We start from the raw sequence: 22000 nt of genomic DNA on the forward strand, positions 1-22000 counted from the left end.
TTGGTGGGTCGTGCAGGATTCGAACCTGCGACCAATTGATTAAAAGTCAACTGCTCTACCAACTGAGCTAACGACCCACTTTTGCCATCCGAAACATAATTACTTATGCCTCGTCAACGGCGGCATATATTACTGATTTACATTTCCAGCGCAACCACTATTTTCCCCGCAACGGTTTAACTGCTTACCTTTCATGCGTTAAGACCAGAAATCCAGCGAAATCTGGTCGATATAACGCAATTACAGGCTTGCTGCACGCTTTTGCGCCTGTTTGGCCGCTTCGGTGTTTGGATACTGCTTAATCACCTGCTGGTAAACCGCTTTCGCTTTGGCGGTATCACCTTTGTCCTGCATGATCACGCCGACCTTATACAGGGCTTCCGAGCTTTTCGGCGATTTAGGATAATTTTTCACCACGGTGGCGAAATAATAAGCCGCATCGTCCTTTTTGCCTTTGTTGTAATTCAACTGCCCAAGCCAGTAGTTGGCGTTCGGCTGATAGGTTGAATCAGGATATTTCTTCACAAAAGCCTGAAATGCCGCGATAGCCTGATCGTACTGTTTCTTTTCCAGCACCAATGCTACAGCGCTGTTGTAATCAGTATTGGCATCGCCGCTTTGCACCGGTGCGGTGCTGGTTGACGCATCCGCCGCTGGTGCTGGTGTTGCCGCTGCCGTGTCGCCGCCAGAGGCCGCTGCGCCGCTACTGGCCGACGCGCCGCTGCTCAGGCTGTCAATTTGCTGATAAATCTGTTTCTGCCGCTCAACCACCTGGTTCAGCTGGTAGCTGTTTTCCTGGATCTGACCGCGCAGCGAATCTATATCGCTTTGCGTGGCGTTAAGCTGCTGCTGGAGCTGCTGAAGAAGCTGAGCCTGTGCATTTGAGATGCGCTCAAGAGAGGTGACACGGTCTTCTACCGAGCCGGAGCCGACGTTACTGATTGAAGCCTGGGCATTAGCGGCCCAGGGGGCCGCTATGCCAATCAGTAACGACAGACTCAACAAGTGAGGTCTGAAGCTACTAATCATGTGAGTCTCTTAGTATACCAGGACGGCACGACGGTTTTTGGAGTACGCCGCTTCGTCATGACCCAGTACCGCAGGCTTCTCTTTACCGTAAGAAACGATAGAGATCTGGTCGGCAGAAACGCCTTTGCCCTGCAGGTACATTTTCACGGCGTTAGCACGACGCTCGCCCAGTGCGATGTTGTATTCCGGCGTACCGCGCTCATCCGCATGACCTTCAACGGTCACTTTGTAAGACGGGTTGCTACGCAGGAAAGCGGCATGCGCATCCAGCATCTGAGCGAAGTCAGAACGGATGTCATACTTGTCCAGGTCAAAGTAAACGATGTTGTTCTGCTGCAGCTGCTGCATCTGCAGACGTGCCTGCTCGTCAGAAGACATGTTGCCGTTGCCGTTCATACCGTTGCCGTAAGCACCGTCAGCGCCGCCCATACCGTTGGTCTGGTCGTTGTCGTTGTTCTTGTGCGAGCTACATGCAGCCACAGCAATGACCGGCAGAGCCAGCATTAAACCCTTCAGCACTTTGTTCAGTTGCATTTCTAAAATCCTGTTTTAAGTTTGCTATACATATTTACACATGCATCACAGATACGGCGACCAGGCAGGGAATTTGACCTGTCCATCAGTAGCCGGAAGACGCGCTTTGAAACGCCCATCTGTCGAAACCAACTGCAACACGGAACCCATCCCCTGAGTAGAGCTATAGATTACCATCGTGCCGTTAGGTGCGAGACTTGGCGTCTCATCCAGGAACGTGTCCGTTAATTGTTGAACGGCTCCCGTTTCCAGATCCTGTCTGGCGACGTGTTGAGCGCCGCCGTTGGTGCTAATCATCACCATAGATTTGCCGTCAGTAGCAACGTCTGCGTCCTGGTTCTGTGAACCTTCCCAGGTAATACGCTGCGGTGCGCCGCCATTGACATTAACTTTATAAATTTGCGGACGACCGGCCTGGTCAGAGGTATAGGCCAGGTTCTGGCTGTCCGGGAACCAGGTCGGCTCAGTGCTGTTAAAGCGGCCGTCGGTAACCTGGCGAATCTGACCAGAGCCGATGTCCATAACGTAAATATTCAGGCTGCCGGTTTTAGACAGCGCAAACGCCAGCTTAGAGCCGTCCGGCGAGAAAGCCGGGGCGCCGTTGTGACGCGGGAAAGAAGCAACCTGACGAATAGCACCGTTTGCCAATGTCTGAATGACCAGCGCCGATTTACCGCTTTCAAAGGTAACATAGGCCACTTTGCTGCCGTCCGGCGACCAGGCCGGGGACATCAGCGGCTGCGGCGAGCGATGCACGACAAACTGGTTGTAGCCATCATAATCCGCCACGCGCAGTTCATACGGGAACTGACCGCCGTTGGTCTGCACAACATACGCGATACGGGTACGGAACGCGCCTTTAATACCGGTCAGCTTTTCAAAAGATTCATCGCTGGCGGTATGCGCCGCATAACGCAGCCACTGTTTCGTGACTTTATACTGGTTCTGCGCCAGCACGGTGCCCGGCGAGCCAGAAGTATCAACCAGCTGGTAAGAAACGGTATAACTACCGTCGGCGCCCGGCTGGATTTGTCCCACGACCACGGCGTCAATACCGAGCGCGGTCCAGGCGGCAGGCTGTACTTCTGCGGCGCTGGTTGGCTGCTGCGGCAGGCGAGAACGATCCAGCGGATTAAATTTACCGCTGTTGCGTAAGTCGGCAGCGATAATGCCGCCAATATCTTCCGGCGCCGCGCCCGGTCCATCCCACTTAAACGGGACAACACCAATCGGACGCGCCGTATTCACCCCTTGGGTGATTTCGATGCGCACTTCTGCGTGCAGCATTGCTGCCCACAGAAGAAGAAAAAAGCTTAAGGTTACACGTAGAGCCTGCTTCATTTTCTCTCCCTTATCTGAACGCCATGTTCATGATAATTCGCACTGTTCCTGACGACGGTTAACTATATGGTCACTCATTTACGTGGCAGAAAGGCGACAGCTCATGCGTTCACGGAACGCCTGTTAAGTAAGCGACCGGAATGCGTGAGTGCGGTTAACACCCTGCAACGTGAAGTATGACCAATATAAGACCATACAGAGTACGGCAAGCTAACCATAGTTCAACCTGCCATTTGTTACTGCATTCTTACGGCTTGAATTCCAGCGTGGCATTTTTTACTGCCTGCCAGACATCCTGATTCGGCGGTTTTGGCATATGCGCCATGCGCGCCGCGTTAATGGCCGCCTGACACAGTGCCGCATCGCCGCCCGCCGCCGTGGCCGAAATCAGCAAACCATCGGGCGCCAGCTTAATACGGACATCACAGGTGCGTCCCTTAAAGGTGTCGGCATCATAGAATTTACTTTCTATCGCGCCTTTTACCTGGCCCAGATAGCTGTCAATCGCCGCACCAGACGCGCCCGATTTTTTCTGCGTACCCTGCCCCGCCGCACCGCTGGACTGACCGGTTTTCGGCGCATTCTTACCGGAGGTCAGGCCGCCCAGCAGATCGTCTACCGCACTGCTGTCGCTGGCCGCTTCCGCCGCCGCTTTTTTCTTCGCGTCAGCGGCGGCTTTCGCTTTCGCTTCGGCGGCTGCTTTGGCTTTAGCGTCAGCGGCGGCTTTTGCTTTCGCATCGGCTTTTGCTTTTGCCTCAGCGGCCGCTTTCTCTTTGGCCTCTTCCGCCGCTTTGGCTTTCGCCTCAGCAGCGGCTTTTGCTTTGGCTTCCTGCGCTGCTTTCGCTTTCGCCTCGGCTTTGGCCTCAGCAGCCGCCTGTGCTTTGGCTTCAGCATCTGCTTTAGCCTTTGCTTCCGCCGCGGCTTTCGCCTGTTCTTCCGCTTTTTTCTTCGCTTCTGCGGCAGCGGCCTTCGCCTGTTCTTCCGCTTTTTCTTTGGCCTGAGCTGCGGCTTTCGCTTTGGCTTCGGCAGCGGCGGCTTTTGCCTGCTCCGCCGCTTCCGCTTTGGCTTTCGCCGCCGCGGCTTCCGCCGCTTTTTGCTGTTCTTCAGCGCGTTTCGTCGCTTCGGCGGCCTGACGCTGCTGCTCCGCCTGCGCCTGCGCCTGCTTTTTCGCCTCTTCCTGCGCCTGCAGACGCTCTTTTTCCAGCTCTTTCAGCCGCTGCTGTTCTGCGGCCTGCTTTTGCTGTAGCTCTTCCGCCTGTTGCTGCGCCTGTTTTTGACGCTGCTGTTCCGCACGGCGACTGTCGCTTTGCTGATTTTGCTGGCGGTTATATTGTTCAACCACCGCGCCCGGATCGACCATGACGGCATCAATATCGCTGCCGCCACCGCCGCCGCTGGCCTCGATTTTTTCGTTAAACGAACTCCAAATCAGTAATGCAATCAGTATGATATGCAGTATTACCGAGATGATTATCGCGCGTTTTAACTTATCGTTTTGTTCGGATGCCTTCGACACGCTCGGTTCCCAAAAAACGGTTACGGAATGATTAAATTGGCTGCGTCATCAGGCCGACTGATTTCACACCCGCCTGATGCAGCAGGTTCAGCGCCTTGATGATTTCGTCATAGGGCACATCTTTCGCGCCGCCAATCAGAAACACCGTTTTCGGATTCGCTTCCAGTCGGCGCTGTGCTTCCGCCACCACCTGCTCTGAAGGCAACTGCTCCATACGATCGTGATCGACAACCAGGCTGTATTGCCCAACACCGGAGACTTCTACAATCACCGGCGGGTTATCATCGCTGGATACCGTTTTGGAATCCGTGGCGTCCGGCAGATCGACCTCAACGCTCTGGGTGATAATCGGTGCCGTCGCCATAAAAATCAGCAGCAGCACCAGCAATACGTCCAGCAGCGGAACGATATTTATTTCAGATTTCAGATCGCGACGACCGCGACCACGCGTTCTGGCCATACGTCACCTCTGCTTACTTTTTATTCTCGCTGGAGAACGCCTGACGGTGCAGGATGGCCGTAAACTCTTCCATAAAGTTGTCATACCCCTGCTCCAGCTTGTTTACGCGCTGGTTCAGGCGGTTATAGGCCATGACGGCAGGAATAGCGGCAAACAGACCGATCGCAGTCGCGATCAGCGCTTCGGCGATACCTGGCGCAACCATTTGCAACGTCGCCTGCTTTACCGCGCCCAGCGCGATAAAGGCGTGCATGATGCCCCAAACGGTACCGAACAGGCCGATATAAGGACTAATAGAGCCCACGGTGCCAAGGAAAGGAATGTGGTTTTCCAGGCTTTCCAGTTCACGGTTCATTGAAATGCGCATCGCACGGCTGGCACCTTCCACTACTGCTTCCGGCGCATGACTGTTAGCACGATGCAGACGGGCGAACTCTTTAAAACCGGCGTAGAAGATCTGCTCCGAGCCGCTCAGCTCATCACGGCGCAACTGGCTTTCCTGGTACAGGCGGGAAAGCTCAATGCCCGACCAGAACTTATCTTCAAACGCTTCCGCTTCGCGACCTGCCGCGTTAAGAATGCGGGTGCGCTGGATGATAATTGCCCATGAAGCAATAGAAAACCCAATCAAAATCAGCATGATAAGTTTAACCAGAAGGCTTGCCTTCAGGAACAAATCAAGAACATTCATGTCAGTCACTGCTTGAACTCCGCGACAATAGACTTGGGAAGCGCTATCGGCTTCATTAGGTGTGGGTTGATACAGGCAATAAGGACTTCTGCTTCATTGAGCAATTTGCCTTCTGCGTTAACGATACGTTGCGTAAAAGTCATAGTCGCACGGCTCATTGACGTTACCTCGCTCTGCACCTCAAGCATATCATCCAGCCGCGCAGCAGCAATATAATCAACCGTGATTCGACGCACGACAAAGGCAATCTGCTGTTCAAGCAACGATTGCTGGTTGAAATGATGCTGGCGCAGCATTTCTGTACGCGCTCGTTCATAAAAAGCGATATAGCTGGCGTGGTAAACCACACCACCGGCGTCCGTGTCTTCGTAGTAAACACGCACCGGCCATCGAAACAGCGTTGTACTCACTTTACATCCCGGTAATGCTTTTTAAACGTTGCTACTATACGCAAGTGCAAACGGGTTTGGAATGGGTCACCGGAGCGCTGAGAAAATAATTATCGAATGGAAACTATTGACAAAAACTTCGTGATTATTTCTTGCAGAAAGCGGATCTAACTGGAGATTTGCTGACGTAAATTTTCATTGGCGAAAGCGCCTGCCGAAAGAGGCAGGCGTTGAGAAAAATTACCAGATAAAGAACAGCGCGCCTGACGCCAGCACAATCAGGGCCAGCAATGGCGAAAAGAACGTTTGCCAGCGAACACGATGAGGGCGAAAGCCAACGCCATGAATGACACCAGCACAGACCGCCCACATCAGCAAAAATCCCTGCCAGACAGATAATGCGCTGGTGCTGGCGGCAAAGCGCGTCGGATCCCAAAACAAACAGCCTGCCAGCAGCAAAGCCAGCACCAGAGAAAGCGCCCGTAACGGGCGCTTATCCATAATGGCATACAGCTGTTGCAGCCGCTGACGCATCAGGCTTTATCCTGCTGCGCGCTTTCTTCTACATGCTCCAGCGCCAGCGCGGTGATAATTCCAAAGGCGCAGGCCAGCAGCGTTCCAAGAATCCAGGCAAAATACCACATGCTTAACGCCTCCGTTAATAGAGTGAATGGGTGTTGCTTTCAATATGTTCTTTGGTGATACGCCCGAACATTTTGTAGTAACACCAGCTGGTGTAAATAAGGATAATCGGAACGAAAACCATCGCCACGTACAGCATTAGCTTCAGCGTCAGCAGGCTGGACGTGGCATCCCACAGCGTCAGGCTCATGTTCGGCTGCGTGCTGGATGGCATGATGAACGGGAACATCGCCACGCCAGCGGTAAGAATGACGCAGGCCAGCGTCAGCGAAGAGAACAGGAAGGCCCAGGCGCCCTTCTCCATGCGTGAGAAAAGCACGGTGAACAACGGGCAAATTACGCCCAGCGCCGGAATCAGCCACAGCACCGGATGCTGGTTGAAATTAATCAGCCAGGCGCCCGCTTCACGCGCTACTTCTTTATTTAATGGATTAGACGCCGCCGCATGATCCATCGCGCTGGTTACCACGTAGCCATCAATACCGTAAACCACCCAAACACCTGCGAGGGCAAACGCCACCAGCATAATCAAGGCGCAGATTTGCGCCGTGGCGCGCGCGCGCAGCTGTAATTCGCCGTTGGTACGCATTTGCAGCCAGGTAGCGCCCTGGGTCAGGATCATGGTCAGACTGACCACACCCGCCAGCAGGCCAAACGGATTCAGCAGCTGGAAGAAATTGCCGGTATAGTACAAACGCATATAGGCATCGGCATGGAAAGGCACACCTTGCAGCAGGTTACCGAACGCCACGCCAATCACCAGCGGCGGTACGAAGCTGCCGATAAAAATGCCCCAGTCCCACAGCTTGCGCCAGCGCATATCCTCGATCTTGGAGCGGTAATCAAACCCAACCGGACGGAAGAACAGCGAGGCCAGCACCAGAATCATCGCCACATAGAAACCGGAAAAGGCAGCGGCGTAAACCATCGGCCAGGCGGCAAACAGTGCGCCGCCAGCGGTAATCAGCCACACCTGGTTGCCGTCCCAGTGCGGCGCGATGCTGTTAATCATAATGCGGCGTTCGGTATCGCTACGACCAAGAATGCGCGACAGCATACCGACGCCCATATCAAACCCGTCGGTGACCGCGAAACCAATCAGCAAAATACCGATCAGCAGCCACCAGATAAAACGTACAACTTCATAATCCAACATGGCTGACTCCTTTACTGCAGCGGCTGCGAGGCGACTGTGGACTGCTCATAGTGATAGCGTCCGGTTTTCAGGCTGCTGGGGCCCAGGCGAGCAAATTTGAACATCAGATACATCTCAACCACCAGGAAGAGCGTATAGAGGCCGCAAATTAACCCCATTGAGAACAGCAGGTCACCCACGGTTAAGGTGGAGTTAGCTACCGCAGTCGGCAGCACTTCGCCAATCGCCCACGGCTGGCGGCCATATTCCGCCACGAACCAGCCCGCTTCCACGGCGATCCAGGGCAGCGGAATACCGTACAGCGCCGCTTTCAGCAGCCAGCGGTTTTTACCGATACGGTTACGGATCACGCTCCAGAACGACAGGCCGATAATGCCCAGCATCAACACGCCGCACAGCACCATAATGCGGAAGGAGAAATAGAGCGGCGCAACGTGCGGGATAGAATCCTGCGTTGCCTGCTTAATCTGCGCTTCGGTCGCATCGGTAACGTTAGGCGTATAGCGCTTCAGCAACAGGCCATAGCCAAGATCCTGCTTATGGCCGTTAAAGGCTTCGCGTACTGCCGGATCGGCATTACCAGCGCGAAGCTCTTCGAGCAACGCATAGGCTTTCATCCCGTTGCGAATACGCACCTCATGCTGCGCCAGTAGATCTTTCAGGCCGGTCACCGGCCGATCGACCGATCGCGTGGCAATCAGACCCAACAGATAAGGGATTTGAATCGCATAGCTGTTTTCCTGCGTCAGCTGATCTGGCAGGCCGAACAGGGTGAAGGCGGCCGGCGCGGGCTGAGTTTCCCATTCTGCTTCGATGGCTGCGAGCTTGGTTTTCTGGACGTCGCCCATTTCGTAGCCGGACTCATCACCCAGCACAATAACGGACAGCACCGCCGCCATACCAAAGCTGGCTGCGATAGCGAAGGAACGCTTAGCGAATGCGGTGTCGCGTCCGCGCAGCAGGTAATAAGCGCTGATGCCAAGAATAAACATCGCGCCGGTGGTATAGCCAGCCGCGACGGTATGCACGAATTTCACCTGCGCAACTGGGTTAAGCACCAGTTCGGAGAAGCTCACCATCTCCATACGCATGGTTTCAAAGTTGAATTCGGAAGCGATGGGATTCTGCATCCAGCCGTTAGCCACCAGGATCCAGAGCGCGGAAAGGTTGGAGCCCAGCGCCACCAGCCAGGTCACAGCCATATGCTGCACTTTGCCCAAGCGATCCCAGCCAAAGAAGAACAAGCCGACAAAGGTCGATTCAAGGAAGAACGCCATCAAACCTTCAATGGCCAGCGGGGCGCCGAAAATATCGCCGACGTAGTGGGAATAGTAAGACCAGTTGGTGCCGAACTGGAATTCCATAGTCAGGCCGGTAGCGACACCCAGAGCGAAGTTGATGCCAAACAACTTGCCCCAGAATTTGGTCATATCTTTGTAGATCTGTTTACCCGACAGGACATAGACGGTTTCCATGATGGCCAGCAGAAACGCCATACCCAGCGTTAGCGGCACAAACAGGAAGTGGTACATCGCCGTCAGGGCAAACTGTAAACGCGACAGTTCGACGATATCAAACATCTTAACCCCTAGCTTTTTCCAGAAAGCGTTGAAGCATGATGTTTATTTGCCGCGACAAACGGCAAATAGCGACATGCTTATTGCTATTAAAAAGAAACGTTATTTTTATTTTGCTGATTAACGGACAAAGAAAGAGATGACCGCCGCAGCAAAGGAAAAAGAGTTAATAACTCATTACCATTGAGACGACAATATCATACCCTTACAAACGATACGGTAAAGCGAAATTAGTGTGAGCTGCAAGAAATTTTTTTGATCTGGATTCAGGTTTAACCTGAACGAGTTACAGGAACCAATATGATGCAACGCAATTTATTCCAGGCAAGACCAACCAGGAATATAAAGCTTAAATATCATATAGTTATATACAAAGAGCTAAAAAGGTTAAATATAAACTCTCAATTTAACTCATAAGTTAAATGATGGTTAATTTTATGTTCTAAAATAGCTCCGTTATTAATATTAATTTAAATTAATAGATAAATAATACCTTATATGTTGTTATCCAATACGTAAAACAAAGCTTTCTTTCATGCGTTAACTCAACAGATAAAAATCATTGAGGCTAATTCACCGGAAATTAAATTAACAAAATTTAAACCATAGAGGTTTTTATTTTTAACATTAAAATTCGCAATAAATATGCCAATTTTATCGACTCAGTAAAAACAGCGCCCTGATTCTTTCAGGTCGATCTTATTTGAGGTTCTTAATCGTAATAAAGGACAGCAGGTTTTGAAGTGAAAAGCCGGGGGTTAACTATCTTAGGCGAGGCCCTAAACCATAGGTCTGGAAACAGAAACAGGCGTGAAGCCTGTGAAGGCTGAATCCCGGAACATAGTTGATGAGCAATAGCTGCAGTAAGGAGAACTACTCCACCTCACCTCACCTCACCTCACCTCACCTCACCGCAGAAGCAGAAGCAGAAGCAGAAGCAGAAGCAGAAGCAGAAGCAGAAGCAGAAGTAAAGAATACGAAAGAAGCAACAGAAGCAACAGAAGCAGCCAGCAAGCTGCTACGCGGCGCATAAAAAAGGCCACCCGAAGGTGGCCAATATGTCGAATAATCTGACACAGATTATTTTAGAGGGAGTACTGCTTTTACTGCGTCGCCAATATCTGCCAGGCTACGAACGGTTTTCACGCCGGCCGCTTCCAGCGCAGCAAATTTTTCATCCGCGGTGCCTTTGCCGCCAGCAATGATTGCACCAGCGTGGCCCATACGCTTGCCTTTCGGCGCAGTAACGCCAGCAATGTAGCCCACAACCGGTTTGGTGACGTGTTCTTTAATGTAGGCTGCCGCTTCTTCTTCTGCGCTGCCGCCGATTTCACCGATCATCACGATGGCTTCGGTCTGCGGATCGTCCTGGAACATCTGCAGAATGTCGATAAAGTTGGATCCTGGAATCGGGTCGCCGCCGATACCTACGCAGGTAGACTGGCCGTAGCCAATATCCGTGGTCTGCTTAACGGCTTCATAAGTCAGCGTACCGGAACGGGAAACGATACCGATACGACCCGGCTGATGAATGTGGCCCGGCATAATGCCGATCTTGCATTCGCCTGGGGTAATCACGCCCGGACAGTTCGGACCGATCATACGCACGCCCGCTTCATCCAGCTTCACTTTTACCGTCAACATATCCAGCGTCGGGATACCTTCGGTAATGGTGATAATCAGCTTAATGCCCGCATCGATCGCTTCCAGAATCCCGTCTTTACAGAACGGCGCCGGTACATAGATCACGGATGCCGTCGCGCCGGTCGCTTCTACCGCTTCGCGCACGGTATTGAATACCGGCAGGCCGAGATGGGTGGTGCCGCCTTTGCCCGGCGTTACGCCGCCAACCAGCTGCGTACCATAGGCCAGCGCCTGCTCAGAGTGGAAAGTACCCTGACCGCCGGTGAAACCCTGGCAGATCACTTTGGTGTTTTTGTCGATCAAAATGGACATTATTTACCCTCCGCTGCAGCAACAACGCGTTGGGCCGCGTCGGTCAGGCTGGTTGCTGCAATAATGTTCAGACCGCTGTCCGCCAGTTTCTGTGCGCCCAGCTCAGCGTTGTTTCCTTCCAGACGTACCACTACCGGTACGTTGACGCCGACTTCAGCGACCGCGCCGATGATGCCGTCGGCAATAAGGTCACAGCGTACGATGCCGCCGAAGATATTCACGAATACCGCTTTTACCGCGTCGTCAGACAGGATGATTTTAAAGGCTTCGGTAACGCGCTCTTTGGTCGCGCCGCCGCCGACGTCGAGGAAGTTGGCTGGCTGGCCGCCGTGATGTTTCACGATGTCCATGGTGCCCATCGCCAGACCGGCACCGTTTACCATACAGCCGATATTACCTTCCAGCGCAACGTAGTTCAGTTCCCACTGCGTTGCATGCGCTTCGCGCGGATCTTCCTGGCTCGGATCGCGCATTTCGCGCAGTTCAGGCTGACGGAACATCGCGTTGCCGTCGGCGCCCAGTTTGCCGTCGAGACAGATCAGGTCGCCCTGTTTGGTAATCACCAGCGGGTTGATCTCAACCAGCGCCAGGTCGCGCTCCAAGAACATGGTCGCCAGACCCATAAAAATTTTGGTGAACTGGTTTACCTGTTTGCCGGTCAGACCCAACTTAAACGCCAGCTCGCGGCCCTGGTAAGGCTGCGGACCGGTTAACGGATCCAGCGCCATTTTATGAATCAGGTGCGGGGTTTCTTCCGCCACTTTTTCAATTTCCACGCCGCCTTCGGTGGAAGCCATGAACACCACGCGACGTGAGCTACGGTCAACCACGGCACCGAGGTAGAGTTCTTTATCAATATCGGTAGCGGCTTCAACCAGAATCTGGTTTACCGGCTGCCCTTCCGCATCCGTTTGGTAAGTAACCAGACGTTTACCCAGCCAGTTTTCAGCAAAAGTACGGATCTCTTCTTTGCTGTTAACGACTTTCACACCGCCCGCTTTACCACGGCCACCGGCATGAACCTGACATTTTACTACCCACGGGCCTGCGCCAATTTTAGAGGCTGCTTCTTCCGCTTCACGTGGCGTAGTGCAGGCGTAACCGGTTGGTGCCGGTAAGCCATACCGTGCAAACAGCTGTTTCGCCTGGTACTCGTGTAAGTTCATGATGTTCTATCCATTCAGGTCTGAAAAGATTAATAAGGTTGGGCGCGGCAGAACCGCGCCCGGCAACATTAAACGTCCAGCAGCAGACGCGCCGGATCTTCCAGCATCTCTTTTACCGCTACCAGATAGCCGACGGATTCGCGGCCATCGATCAGACGGTGGTCATAAGAGAGCGCCAGATACATCATTGGCAGCACCACAACCTGACCATTAACAGCCATCGGACGATCCTTGATGGCGTGCATGCCCAGGATAGCGCTCTGCGGCGGGTTGATGATCGGCGTGGACATCAGCGAACCGAATACGCCGCCGTTGGTGATGGTAAAGTTACCGCCGGTCAGCTCTTCTACCGTCAGCTTGCCGTCACGGCCTTTGACCGCCAGCTCTTTAATTTTCTTCTCGATATCCGCCATGCTCAGCGTATCAACGTCACGCAGAACCGGCGTTACCAGGCCGCGCGGCGTGGAGACGGCGATGCTGACATCGAAATAGTTGTGGTAAACCACATCATCGCCATCGATGGACGCGTTCACTTCCGGGTAGCGTTTCAGCGCTTCGACTACCGCTTTGATATAGAAGGACATAAAGCCCAGACGCACGCCGTGACGCTTCTCGAAGGCATCGCCGTACTGCTTGCGCAGATCCATGATCGGCTTCATGTTCACTTCGTTGAAGGTGGTCAGCATCGCGGTGCTGTTTTTCGCTTCCAGCAGACGCTCAGCTACGCGTTTACGCAGACGCGTCATCGGCACGCGTTTTTCGCTACGGCCAGCCAGCGGCTGCGGCGCGGCGGCGGCGGCGGCTTTCGGCTCAGCTTTCGCAGCGGCAGGCTGCTGTTTCAGATGTTTTTCCACATCTTCCCGGGTGAGACGGCCGCCAACGCCGGTGCCTTTAATCGCGGAGGCATCCAGGTTATGTTCCGCGATCAGACGACGGATCGCCGGGCTCAGCGCATCGTTGCTCTCTTCTTCCAGCGAAGCGGTCTGGCGCTGCGCAGGCGTCGATTCGTTGCTTTCCGCTTTGGCAGTGGTCTCTTTGCCGCCGCTGTTGCCCTCTTTCAGGCGACCCAGCACCTGACGCGAGGTCACGGTTGCGCCCTCCTCTTCCAACACGGCTTCCAGTACGCCGTCGGCGGAGGCAGGCACTTCCAGCACAACTTTATCGGTCTCGATTTCTACCAGAACTTCATCGCGGCTTACCGCATCGCCCGGTTTTTTATGCCAGGTTGCTACAGTGGCATCAGCAACAGATTCAGGCAGGTCGGGAACGAGAATATCTACGCTACTCATTATCTTTCCTTATTTAATCAACGTTCAGCGCGTCATTAACCAGGTCTTGCTGCTGTTTCAGGTGTACAGACATGTAACCTACAGCAGGTGAAGCGGAAGCCGGACGTCCGGCATAACGTAAAGAAGCACCAAAAGGAATCACTTCACGGAAGTGATGCTGGCTGCAATACCACGCACCCTGATTCAGCGGCTCCTCCTGACACCAAACGAAATCATGGACGTGCGCATAAGGCTGCAGCGCTTCCTGGACCGCTTTATGCGGGAAAGGATAGAGCTGCTCAATACGCACGATGGCAACATCGTTTTGTTCATTTTTGCGGCGCTGTTCCAGCAGATCGTAATAGACCTTACCGGCACACAACACCACGCGTTTGACTGCTTTCGGATCGAGATCGTCAACTTCGCCAATGGCTGGCAGGAAGCTACCGCTCGCCAGTTCTTCCAGCGAGGAGACTGCCAGCGGATGACGCAGCAGCGACTTCGGCGACATCACTACCAGCGGACGGCGCATACCGCGTAATGCCTGACGACGCAGCATGTGATAAACCTGCGCCGGCGTCGACGGCACGCAAACCTGCATGTTTTGCTCTGCGCACAGCTGGAGATAACGCTCCAGACGCGCCGAAGAGTGTTCCGGGCCCTGACCTTCATAGCCGTGCGGCAGCAGCATTACCAAGCCGCACATCCGGCCCCATTTCTGCTCACCAGAGCTGATGAACTGGTCGATAACCACCTGCGCGCCGTTGGCGAAATCGCCGAACTGCGCTTCCCAGATGGTCAGCGTACGGGGCTCAGCGGTAGCGTAGCCATATTCAAATGCCAGCACTGCTTCTTCCGACAGCACGGAGTCCCAGACTTTAAACTGGCCCTGACCGTTGTGAATATGCTGCAGCGGCGTATAAGTCGAGCCGTTCGCCTGATTATGAATAACCGCATGGCGATGAAAGAAGGTGCCGCGACCGGAGTCTTCGCCGGAAATGCGCACCGGAATCCCTTCGTCTACCAGCGTAGCGTAAGCAAGGTTCTCCGCTGCGCCCCAGTCAAAGAGTTTATTACCCGCCGCCATTTCTGCGCGATCGTTATAGATTTTTGCGACACGCGACTGCACTTCCACCGATTCCGGCACCTGGCTGATGCGTTTAGCCAGTTCCTGCAAACGCTTCAGCTCAACTTTTTCCGGGTAGCTTTCATCCCACTCATGGTTGAGATACGGCGACCAGGTAAAGGAGTGCAGGCTCATCGGACGCCATTCCGGCACCACGCATTCGCCCGCATCCAGTGCGTCACGGTAAAGGTTAACCATTTCCGTCGCATCTTCCAGATTGATCACCTGCTCAGCTTCCAGACGGTCAGCGTAGATTTTACGCGGCGTCGGATGCTTTTTGATTTTCTGGTACATCACCGGCTGGGTTGCGCTTGGCTCATCCGCTTCGTTATGGCCGTGGCGGCGATAGCAAACCAGGTCGATAAAGACGTCGCGCTTAAAGTTGTTACGGAAATCGAGCGCCAGGCGCGTGACAAAAGCAACCGCTTCCGGGTCATCCGCGTTCACATGGAAAATCGGCGACTGCACCATTTTGCCGATGTCGGTACAGTATTGTGTTGAGCGGGCGTCTTTCGGGTTAGAAGTGGTAAAACCAATCTGGTTGTTAATTACGATACGTACCGTACCGCCCACTTCATAACCGCGCGCCTGTGACATGTTCAGGGTTTCCTGCACCACGCCCTGGCCAATAACCGCTGCATCGCCGTGAATGGTAATCGGCAGCACTTTATTGCTTACCGGCTCATCCAGACGATCGAGACGGGCGCGTACTGAACCCATCACCACCGGGCTGACGATCTCCAGGTGCGACGGGTTAAACGCCAGCGCCAGGTGAACCATGCCGCCTTCGGTTTCCACGTCGGACGAGAAGCCCATATGGTATTTCACGTCACCGGTGCCGAGATGTTCTTTATGCTTGCCAGCGAATTCGTCGAACAGATCCTGCGGCTTTTTACCCAGTACGTTAATCAGCACGTTCAGACGACCGCGGTGCGCCATACCCAGCACAACTTCGCGCGTACCGTTTTTACCCGCGTGACGAATCATCTCGCGCAGCATCGGCACCAGCGCATCGCCGCCTTCCAGCGAGAAACGTTTTGCGCCAGGGAATTTGGCGCCCAGATAACGCTCCAGCCCTTCCGCCGCGGTTAACTCTTTCAGAAAGCCTTTTTTCTCTTCAGACGAGAATGCGGCATGACCCACTACCGATTCGATGCGCTGCTGAATCCAGCGTTTCTCTTCGGTGTTGGTGATATGCATATATTCCGCGCCGATAGGGCCGCAGTAGGTTTGCTTCAGGGCATTAATCAGCTCGCCCAGCTGCAGGCGATCTTTGCCGATAGCGAAAGAACCGACGTTGAAGGTTTCCTGATAATCCTCTTCGCTCAGGCCATGGAACGCCGGATCGAGATCGGATACCTGCTCCTGCTGCCATAATCCCAGCGGATCGAGGTTAGCGTGCTGATGACCACGGAAGCGGTAGGCGTTAATCAGCTGTAAGACTTTAACCTGCTTGGCATTGGCATCAGGATCGCCAACAGAGGCGGCATAGCGAGAAGTATCTTTCGCCAGACGACGGAAATAGTCGCGTGTGGAGGAGTGGAACTGCTCCGGCTTGAGCCCGGCGCCAGGAAGCTGTTGGAACATGTCGCGCCATACAGCATCAACAGAGTCAGGATCGGTGAGAAAATCCTCATAGAGCTGCTCTATGTAAGATTGGTTCGCGCCGGCCAGCCAGGAAGAGTCAAGCCAGGGCTTCATTGCGCTGTTCTGCATTGTGATCCCTTAAGCATTACATGCTTTTTTCGAGGTTTCATTGTTGCCGGCGTACCGGCTTGCCCAACGCTGCGTCCCGCATTCGCTTACCGAGTGCGTGGCGCAGCCAGATCCAGTTCATCGATACGAGCGCGGTGGGCAAGCGATGCCCTGGCCCGTAAGGGAACCTTGGTAAAGTTTTTCACCGACGCCGTGACAGACCTTACCAGGGTCTCCGTAAAACATCCGGGAACCTGGGTTCCCGGATGGCAGTGCCGTTATGCGTTACGCTGCAGCAGCATCGACTTGATATGGCCGATAGCTTTCGTTGGGTTCAGCCCTTTTGGACAAACGCTGACACAGTTCATGATGCTGTGGCAGCGGAATACACTGAAAGCATCGCTGAGATCGTCCAGACGCGCATTGGTTTCCGTATCGCGGCTATCGATCAGGAAGCGATACGATGCCAACAAGCCAGCCGGTCCGATAAACTTGTCCGGGTTCCACCAGAACGACGGGCAAGAGGTTGAGCAGCAGGCGCACAGGATACATTCATATAACCCATCCAAATGTGCGCGATCTTCCGGCGTTTGCAAATGCTCGCGCGCGGGCGGATTTTCACCATTATTCAACAGGTAAGGCTTAATCTTCTCATACTGCTTGTAGAACTGTCCCATGTCCACGACTAAGTCGCGCACCACCGGCAGACCCGGCAGCGGACGGATAACAATTTTTTTCTTGCCGTTACCCAGCGCCGAAACCGGCGTGATGCAGGCCAGACCGTTGCGGCCGTTCATATTCAGGCCGTCGGAGCCGCAAACGCCCTCGCGGCAGGAACGACGGAAAGCCAGCGTCGGATCTTTCTCTTTCAGCTTAATCAGCGCGTCCAGCAGCATCATGTCGCGTCCATCTTCCGCTTCCAGGCTGTAATCCTGCATGCGCGGCGCGGCATCCACATCCGGGTTATAACGATAAATGGAAAATTCGAGTCTCATCGTCTCTGCTCCACAAATTAGTAGGTACGCACTTTCGGCGGGAAAGCGGCGCGCAGTTTCGGCTGCATGTTCACCTCACGGCGCGTCATGCTTTCGGTTTGCGGCAGATAGAGCGAATGGCACAGCCAGTTCTCATCGTCACGTTCCGGGTAGTCAAAACGGCTATGGGCACCGCGGCTCTCGGTGCGGTAGTTGGCGGCTACAGCGGTCGCAAACGCGGTTTCCATCAGGTTATCCAGCTCCAGGCATTCGATGCGCTGGGTATTGAAATCGCTGGAGCGATCGTCGAGACGCGCGAGTTTCAGACGCTCACGGATCTGACGCAGCTCTTCCAGGCCTTTCGCCATTGCGTCGCCTTCGCGGAATACGGAGAAGTTGTTCTGCATGCAGCTTTGCAGCGCTTTGCGGATCTCAACCGGATCTTCGCCGGTAGTGTTGTTATCCCAGCGGTGATAGCGCGCCATCGCCGCATCGATATCTTCCGGCGTCGCATCGCGCAGCGGGCCTTGCTCCTGGATAGACTCCAGCAGATGCAGACCGGCGGCGCGACCGAATACCACCAGGTCCAGCAGCGAGTTGCCGCCGAGGCGGTTGGCGCCATGCACCGATACACAGGCAATTTCGCCCACGGCGAACAGGCCCGGCACCACAACATCTTCACCTTTTTCATTCAGGGTGAGCGCCTGGCCGCTGACTTTGGTCGGAATACCGCCCATCATATAGTGGCAGGTCGGGATAACCGGAATCGGCTCTTTCACCGGATCGACGTGTGCAAAAGTCCGTGACAGCTCAAGAATGCCAGGCAAACGCGACTCCAGCACTTCTTTACCCAGATGATCCAGCTTCAGTTTAATATGCGGGCCCCACGGACCTTCGCAGCCGCGGCCTTCACGAATTTCAATCATCATTGAACGGGCGACAACGTCACGACCCGCCAGATCTTTGGCGTTCGGCGCGTAACGCTCCATAAAGCGTTCGCCATGTTTATTCAGCAGGTAACCGCCTTCGCCACGGCAACCTTCGGTCACCAGCACGCCCGCGCCAGCGATACCAGTTGGGTGGAACTGCCACATCTCCATATCCTGCACCGGCACGCCAGCGCGCAGCGCCATGCCAACACCGTCGCCGGTATTGATATGCGCATTGGTGGTGGACTGATAGATACGGCCTGCGCCGCCGGTCGCCAGGACCGTCGCTTTCGCTTTGAAGTAAACCACTTCGCCGGTTTCAATGCTTAAAGCGGTGCAGCCTACGACAGCGCCATCCTGGTTTTTCACCAGATCCAGCGCGTACCATTCGGAGAAAATGGTGGTTTTGTTTTTCAGGTTCTGCTGATAGAGCGTATGCAGCAACGCATGGCCGGTACGGTCAGCAGCAGCAGCGGTACGCGCCGCCTGCTCGCCGCCGAAGTTACGCGACTGGCCGCCGAACGGACGCTGGTAAATGCGCCCATCCTCCAGGCGGGAGAATGGCAGGCCCATATGTTCCAGTTCCAGAATCGCTTCCGGGCCGGTTTTACACATATATTCGATCGCGTCCTGGTCGCCGATATAGTCGGAACCTTTGACGGTATCGTACATATGCCATTCCCAGTTATCTTCATGGGTGTTACCCAGCGCAACGGTAATGCCGCCCTGCGCGGAAACGGTATGGGAACGCGTCGGAAAAACTTTTGACAGCAGGGCGCAGCTCTGGCCCGACTGGGAAATCTGTAGGGCCGCGCGCATACCTGCGCCGCCTGCCCCGATTACTACGGCATCAAACTCTCTGACTGGCAAATTCATTATCACGCACCCCACACCACAACAGTTCCATAAATCGCATAAACCAACAGTGCAACAACAATAGCCAGCTGTAACAGCAGGCGCCATGCCAGAGGTTTAATGTAATCCGTCAATATCTGCCACATGCCGATCCAGCCGTGAATAACGGTGGAAAACAGCGTCAGCAGCGTAAAGACCTTGGTAAAGGAAGAGGCGAAGAAGGCGCGCCAGATATCGTAAGTCAGAGTATCTGACACAATAATGAAGCCGAGGATATATAAGGTGTAGAGCGTAATGAGGATTGCAGTAGCACGCAGCAGCAGCCAGTCCTGCACGCCATTGCGCCCCAGAGCAGTAGCATTGCTTACCATACGAGGACTCCAGCCAGAATTGAAAGCACGACAGTAATACCAAAACCGATACGCGCAGAGCTGTTGCCTACGCGCTGTGTTTCTGCCAGATAACCGAAGTCCATCAACATATGGCGGAAACCACCAATGGTATGCCAGGCTAGCGCAGTAAGGATGCCCCACATAATGAACTTAGCAAAAAAGCTGTTCATTACGGCGGTTGCCTGTTGGAAGCCTTCGGGAGAGGAGAGCGAGAGACCCAGTAGCCAGAGCAGAATACCGACGGCTACAAAACTAATGACGCCGGAAACGCGGTGGAGAATGGACGCTATTGCAGTAACGGGAAACCGGATCGTAGTGAGATCCAAGTTGACAGGTCTTTGTTTTTTCACGGTTTTGCCCACACAGCTTTTCTTATTTTGCTTCCTCCGGGCCTGAAGGTGGAAAGCCTTAGGGGGACTTTTTCACCGGCACCATTACAGCAACATCCAGTGTTAATTGAAGCGGTAAAACGCTGGGTGGCTCCTGGTGTCAGGGTATTCCGGAGACCTGGCGGCAGTATAGGACGATCACATTCTCATTACAATTCCTCTACAAACGCTTTAGCAAGATTTAAGTGGAACAGTGATCCACCTCACGATTTTCATATTTTAAACAAATTTAATTAACTGATTTGACAATAGTTCAACAATTCAGTTACAAACTAACGCACAAAAGTCCTATGATGCGCAAAAGTTATGGGGATACACTTTCCCCTAAACTCAAGTTATGTAACAGTATTGAAATAAAATGCTAAACGCATCAGGTTATTAATTAAGATTCATAATGACCAGAACGGATCTTTAACAACCACAGAACGCATTAGCATCGTGGCTGCCGGAAACTTTCCGACCGCGCCCGTCACTCTGTACCCTGCACGCAAAACATGTCACAGAGCTGATAGTCTGCAATTACTTCACGCAATTCGCAGCATGATGGTAATTTCGGTGTCAAAGATCCTACAAATATGGCGCTAAGGAGACTGTAAATGACTGATAAAAAAGTGACGCTCACCCTGGACGGTGAAGCTCCTGTTGAGCTGGACGTGCTACAAGGCACGCTGGGTCAGGACGTTGTTGATGTCCGAAGCCTGGGCTCAAAGGGTCTGTTTACGTTTGACCCTGGTTTTACCTCTACTGCGTCCTGCGAATCCAAAATCACCTATATTGATGGTGATGAAGGCATTTTGCTCCATCGCGGCTACCCGATTGATCAACTCGCCACTCACTCAAACTACCTGGAAGTCTGCTATATCCTGCTGAACGGCGAAGCACCGACGCCAGAACAGTTTGAAGAATTCCGCACCACGGTTACGCGCCATACCATGATTCATGAGCAGATTACCCGTCTGTTCCACGGTTTCCGTCGCGACTCCCATCCGATGGCGGTGATGTGTGGCGTTACCGGCGCGCTGGCGGCGTTCTACCATGACTCGCTGGACGTGAATATTGAGCGTCACCGTGAGATCGCGGCTTTCCGTCTGCTCTCTAAGATGCCGACCGTGGCCGCCATGTGTTACAAATACTCTATCGGCCAGCCGTTTGTTTACCCGCGCAACGATCTCTCCTATGCCGGTAATTTCCTGCATATGATGTTCGCCACGCCGTGCGAAGAGTATAAGGTTAACCCGATTCTGGAACGCGCAATGGATCGTATTCTGATCCTGCATGCTGACCACGAGCAGAACGCCTCTACTTCTACCGTCCGTACCGCGGGTTCTTCCGGCGCTAACCCGTTCGCCTGTATCGCAGCAGGTATCGCTTCGCTGTGGGGACCGGCGCACGGCGGCGCGAACGAAGCCTGCCTGCGCATGCTGGAAGAGATCAGCCATAAAGATCATATTCCAGAATTCGTAAGACGCGCGAAAGATAAAAATGACTCTTTCCGCCTGATGGGCTTTGGCCATCGCGTCTATAAAAACTACGATCCGCGCGCAACCGTGATGCGTGATACCTGTCATGAAGTGTTAAATGAACTGGGTATGAAGGATGATCTGCTGGAAGTGGCGATGGAGCTGGAACATATTGCGCTCAACGATCCCTATTTCATTGAACGCAAACTCTATCCGAACGTCGATTTCTACTCTGGCATTATTCTGAAAGCGATGGGCATCCCCTCTTCCATGTTCACCGTGATTTTCGCCATGGCGCGTACCGTTGGCTGGATTGCACACTGGAAAGAGATGCACGACGAAGGCATGAAAATTGCCCGTCCGCGTCAGCTCTACACCGGTTACGATCAGCGTGAGTTTGAATCTAAGCTGCCGAAGTAAATATCGGATAGCAAAAAAGGGCCTGCGGGCCCTTT

General features: G+C 53.8%; 21 protein-coding genes and 1 tRNA gene. 2 read left to right on the forward strand and 20 right to left on the reverse strand.

The window, feature by feature from the left end:
- Window position 1: 1 nt before the first annotated feature.
- The 12 genes from P3C52_RS12995 to cydA all read right to left on the reverse strand — a co-directional run bounded on the left by P3C52_RS12995 (window position 2) and on the right by cydA (window position 9338).
- Window positions 2-77 (reverse strand) — tRNA-Lys (locus P3C52_RS12995).
- 163 nt (window positions 78-240) lie between these two features.
- On the reverse strand, window positions 241-1029 hold the full coding sequence (cpoB, locus tag P3C52_RS13000; RefSeq protein WP_275555414.1) for a cell division protein CpoB: 789 nt from the start codon (window positions 1027-1029) through the stop codon (window positions 241-243).
- A 9-nt stretch (window positions 1030-1038) separates the two neighbouring features.
- Entirely contained in the window at window positions 1039-1563 is a 525-nt protein-coding gene (gene pal, locus P3C52_RS13005) for a peptidoglycan-associated lipoprotein Pal (protein ID WP_275555415.1), read from the reverse strand.
- Between the two features lie 45 nt (window positions 1564-1608).
- On the reverse strand, window positions 1609-2904 hold the full coding sequence (tolB, locus tag P3C52_RS13010) for a Tol-Pal system beta propeller repeat protein TolB (protein ID WP_275555416.1): 1296 nt from the start codon (window positions 2902-2904) through the stop codon (window positions 1609-1611).
- 247 nt (window positions 2905-3151) lie between these two features.
- The gene (gene tolA / locus P3C52_RS13015; protein ID WP_275555417.1) at window positions 3152-4420 is read right to left on the reverse strand and encodes a cell envelope integrity protein TolA; all 1269 of its coding nucleotides are present in this window, start codon (window positions 4418-4420) and stop codon (window positions 3152-3154) included.
- Window positions 4421-4451: 31 nt separating this feature from the next.
- A complete protein-coding gene (gene tolR / locus P3C52_RS13020) occupies window positions 4452-4880 on the reverse strand; it encodes a colicin uptake protein TolR (protein ID WP_038627352.1) in 429 nt (142 codons plus the stop codon).
- Between the two features lie 13 nt (window positions 4881-4893).
- Window positions 4894-5580: a Tol-Pal system protein TolQ gene (gene tolQ / locus P3C52_RS13025; protein ID WP_275555418.1), complete on the reverse strand. Its 687-nt coding sequence runs from the start codon at window positions 5578-5580 to the stop codon at window positions 4894-4896.
- A complete protein-coding gene (gene ybgC / locus P3C52_RS13030) occupies window positions 5577-5981 on the reverse strand; it encodes a tol-pal system-associated acyl-CoA thioesterase (protein WP_275555419.1) in 405 nt (134 codons plus the stop codon). The genes tolQ and ybgC overlap by 4 nt, the downstream gene beginning before the upstream one ends.
- 219 nt (window positions 5982-6200) lie before the next feature.
- Window positions 6201-6494, reverse strand: coding sequence for a cyd operon protein YbgE (ybgE, locus tag P3C52_RS13035; RefSeq protein ID WP_275555420.1), 294 nt, complete (start codon window positions 6492-6494; stop codon window positions 6201-6203).
- Window positions 6494-6604: a cytochrome bd-I oxidase subunit CydX gene (cydX, locus tag P3C52_RS13040; protein ID WP_275555421.1), complete on the reverse strand. Its 111-nt coding sequence runs from the start codon at window positions 6602-6604 to the stop codon at window positions 6494-6496. The genes ybgE and cydX overlap by 1 nt, the downstream gene beginning before the upstream one ends.
- A gap of 14 nt (window positions 6605-6618) precedes the next feature.
- Window positions 6619-7758 (reverse strand): cytochrome d ubiquinol oxidase subunit II, encoded by a 1140-nt coding sequence (gene cydB / locus P3C52_RS13045; RefSeq protein ID WP_275555422.1) that lies wholly within the window; start codon window positions 7756-7758, stop codon window positions 6619-6621.
- 11 nt (window positions 7759-7769) lie between these two features.
- On the reverse strand, window positions 7770-9338 hold the full coding sequence (gene cydA, locus P3C52_RS13050) for a cytochrome ubiquinol oxidase subunit I (RefSeq protein ID WP_275555423.1): 1569 nt from the start codon (window positions 9336-9338) through the stop codon (window positions 7770-7772).
- Between the two features lie 844 nt (window positions 9339-10182).
- On the opposite strand from cydA, the gene P3C52_RS13055 reads away from it, so the two are divergent.
- Window positions 10183-10368, forward strand: coding sequence for a hypothetical protein (locus P3C52_RS13055; protein ID WP_275555425.1), 186 nt, complete (start codon window positions 10183-10185; stop codon window positions 10366-10368).
- A gap of 47 nt (window positions 10369-10415) precedes the next feature.
- Here the strand turns inward: P3C52_RS13055 and sucD are convergent, their stop codons facing one another.
- From sucD to sdhC, 8 genes are all read right to left on the reverse strand, one after another.
- Window positions 10416-11291: a succinate--CoA ligase subunit alpha gene (gene sucD, locus P3C52_RS13060; protein WP_085067580.1), complete on the reverse strand. Its 876-nt coding sequence runs from the start codon at window positions 11289-11291 to the stop codon at window positions 10416-10418.
- Complete coding sequence (gene sucC / locus P3C52_RS13065; protein WP_275555427.1) at window positions 11291-12457, reverse strand: ADP-forming succinate--CoA ligase subunit beta; 1167 nt, start codon at window positions 12455-12457, stop codon at window positions 11291-11293. Before sucC ends, sucD begins: the two co-directional genes overlap by 1 nt.
- A gap of 68 nt (window positions 12458-12525) precedes the next feature.
- Entirely contained in the window at window positions 12526-13746 is a 1221-nt protein-coding gene (gene odhB, locus P3C52_RS13070; RefSeq protein WP_275555428.1) for a 2-oxoglutarate dehydrogenase complex dihydrolipoyllysine-residue succinyltransferase, read from the reverse strand.
- A gap of 13 nt (window positions 13747-13759) precedes the next feature.
- On the reverse strand, window positions 13760-16567 hold the full coding sequence (gene sucA, locus P3C52_RS13075; RefSeq protein WP_275555429.1) for a 2-oxoglutarate dehydrogenase E1 component: 2808 nt from the start codon (window positions 16565-16567) through the stop codon (window positions 13760-13762).
- A 257-nt stretch (window positions 16568-16824) separates the two neighbouring features.
- Complete coding sequence (locus P3C52_RS13080) at window positions 16825-17541, reverse strand: succinate dehydrogenase iron-sulfur subunit (RefSeq protein WP_275555430.1); 717 nt, start codon at window positions 17539-17541, stop codon at window positions 16825-16827.
- Between the two features lie 17 nt (window positions 17542-17558).
- On the reverse strand, window positions 17559-19325 hold the full coding sequence (gene sdhA, locus P3C52_RS13085) for a succinate dehydrogenase flavoprotein subunit (RefSeq protein ID WP_275555431.1): 1767 nt from the start codon (window positions 19323-19325) through the stop codon (window positions 17559-17561).
- Between the two features lie 2 nt (window positions 19326-19327).
- Window positions 19328-19675, reverse strand: a complete 348-nt coding sequence (gene sdhD, locus P3C52_RS13090; protein ID WP_275555432.1) for a succinate dehydrogenase membrane anchor subunit — start codon at window positions 19673-19675, stop codon at window positions 19328-19330.
- The gene (sdhC, locus tag P3C52_RS13095; RefSeq protein ID WP_275555433.1) at window positions 19669-20058 is read right to left on the reverse strand and encodes a succinate dehydrogenase cytochrome b556 subunit; all 390 of its coding nucleotides are present in this window, start codon (window positions 20056-20058) and stop codon (window positions 19669-19671) included. Before sdhC ends, sdhD begins: the two co-directional genes overlap by 7 nt.
- Before the next feature lie 623 nt (window positions 20059-20681).
- On the opposite strand from sdhC, the gene P3C52_RS13100 reads away from it, so the two are divergent.
- Entirely contained in the window at window positions 20682-21965 is a 1284-nt protein-coding gene (locus P3C52_RS13100) for a citrate synthase (protein ID WP_275555434.1), read from the forward strand.
- Window positions 21966-22000: the final 35 nt, after the last annotated feature.

It is taken from the genome of Mixta sp. Marseille-Q2659 (assembly GCF_940807255.1).
In the GTDB taxonomy this organism is placed as follows: Bacteria; Pseudomonadota; Gammaproteobacteria; order Enterobacterales; family Enterobacteriaceae; genus Mixta.

Excerpts from the sequence above, each read along its gene's own strand:
- cpoB (WP_275555414.1), bottom strand. The coding sequence starts at position 1,029 with ATGATTAGTAGCTTCAGACCTCACTTGTTGAGTCTGTCGTTACTGATT.
- pal (WP_275555415.1), bottom strand. The coding sequence starts at position 1,563 with ATGCAACTGAACAAAGTGCTGAAGGGTTTAATGCTGGCTCTGCCGGTC.
- tolB (WP_275555416.1), bottom strand. The coding sequence starts at position 2,904 with ATGAAGCAGGCTCTACGTGTAACCTTAAGCTTTTTTCTTCTTCTGTGG.
- tolR (WP_038627352.1), bottom strand. The coding sequence starts at position 4,880 with ATGGCCAGAACGCGTGGTCGCGGTCGTCGCGATCTGAAATCTGAAATA.
- ybgE (WP_275555420.1), bottom strand. The coding sequence starts at position 6,494 with ATGCGTCAGCGGCTGCAACAGCTGTATGCCATTATGGATAAGCGCCCG.
- cydX (WP_275555421.1), bottom strand. The coding sequence starts at position 6,604 with ATGTGGTATTTTGCCTGGATTCTTGGAACGCTGCTGGCCTGCGCCTTT.
- cydB (WP_275555422.1), bottom strand. The coding sequence starts at position 7,758 with ATGTTGGATTATGAAGTTGTACGTTTTATCTGGTGGCTGCTGATCGGT.
- cydA (WP_275555423.1), bottom strand. The coding sequence starts at position 9,338 with ATGTTTGATATCGTCGAACTGTCGCGTTTACAGTTTGCCCTGACGGCG.
- P3C52_RS13055 (WP_275555425.1), top strand. The coding sequence starts at position 10,183 with ATGAGCAATAGCTGCAGTAAGGAGAACTACTCCACCTCACCTCACCTC.
- sucD (WP_085067580.1), bottom strand. The coding sequence starts at position 11,291 with ATGTCCATTTTGATCGACAAAAACACCAAAGTGATCTGCCAGGGTTTC.
- sucC (WP_275555427.1), bottom strand. The coding sequence starts at position 12,457 with ATGAACTTACACGAGTACCAGGCGAAACAGCTGTTTGCACGGTATGGC.
- odhB (WP_275555428.1), bottom strand. The coding sequence starts at position 13,746 with ATGAGTAGCGTAGATATTCTCGTTCCCGACCTGCCTGAATCTGTTGCT.
- sucA (WP_275555429.1), bottom strand. The coding sequence starts at position 16,567 with ATGCAGAACAGCGCAATGAAGCCCTGGCTTGACTCTTCCTGGCTGGCC.
- P3C52_RS13080 (WP_275555430.1), bottom strand. The coding sequence starts at position 17,541 with ATGAGACTCGAATTTTCCATTTATCGTTATAACCCGGATGTGGATGCC.
- sdhA (WP_275555431.1), bottom strand. The coding sequence starts at position 19,325 with ATGAATTTGCCAGTCAGAGAGTTTGATGCCGTAGTAATCGGGGCAGGC.
- sdhD (WP_275555432.1), bottom strand. The coding sequence starts at position 19,675 with ATGGTAAGCAATGCTACTGCTCTGGGGCGCAATGGCGTGCAGGACTGG.
- P3C52_RS13100 (WP_275555434.1), top strand. The coding sequence starts at position 20,682 with ATGACTGATAAAAAAGTGACGCTCACCCTGGACGGTGAAGCTCCTGTT.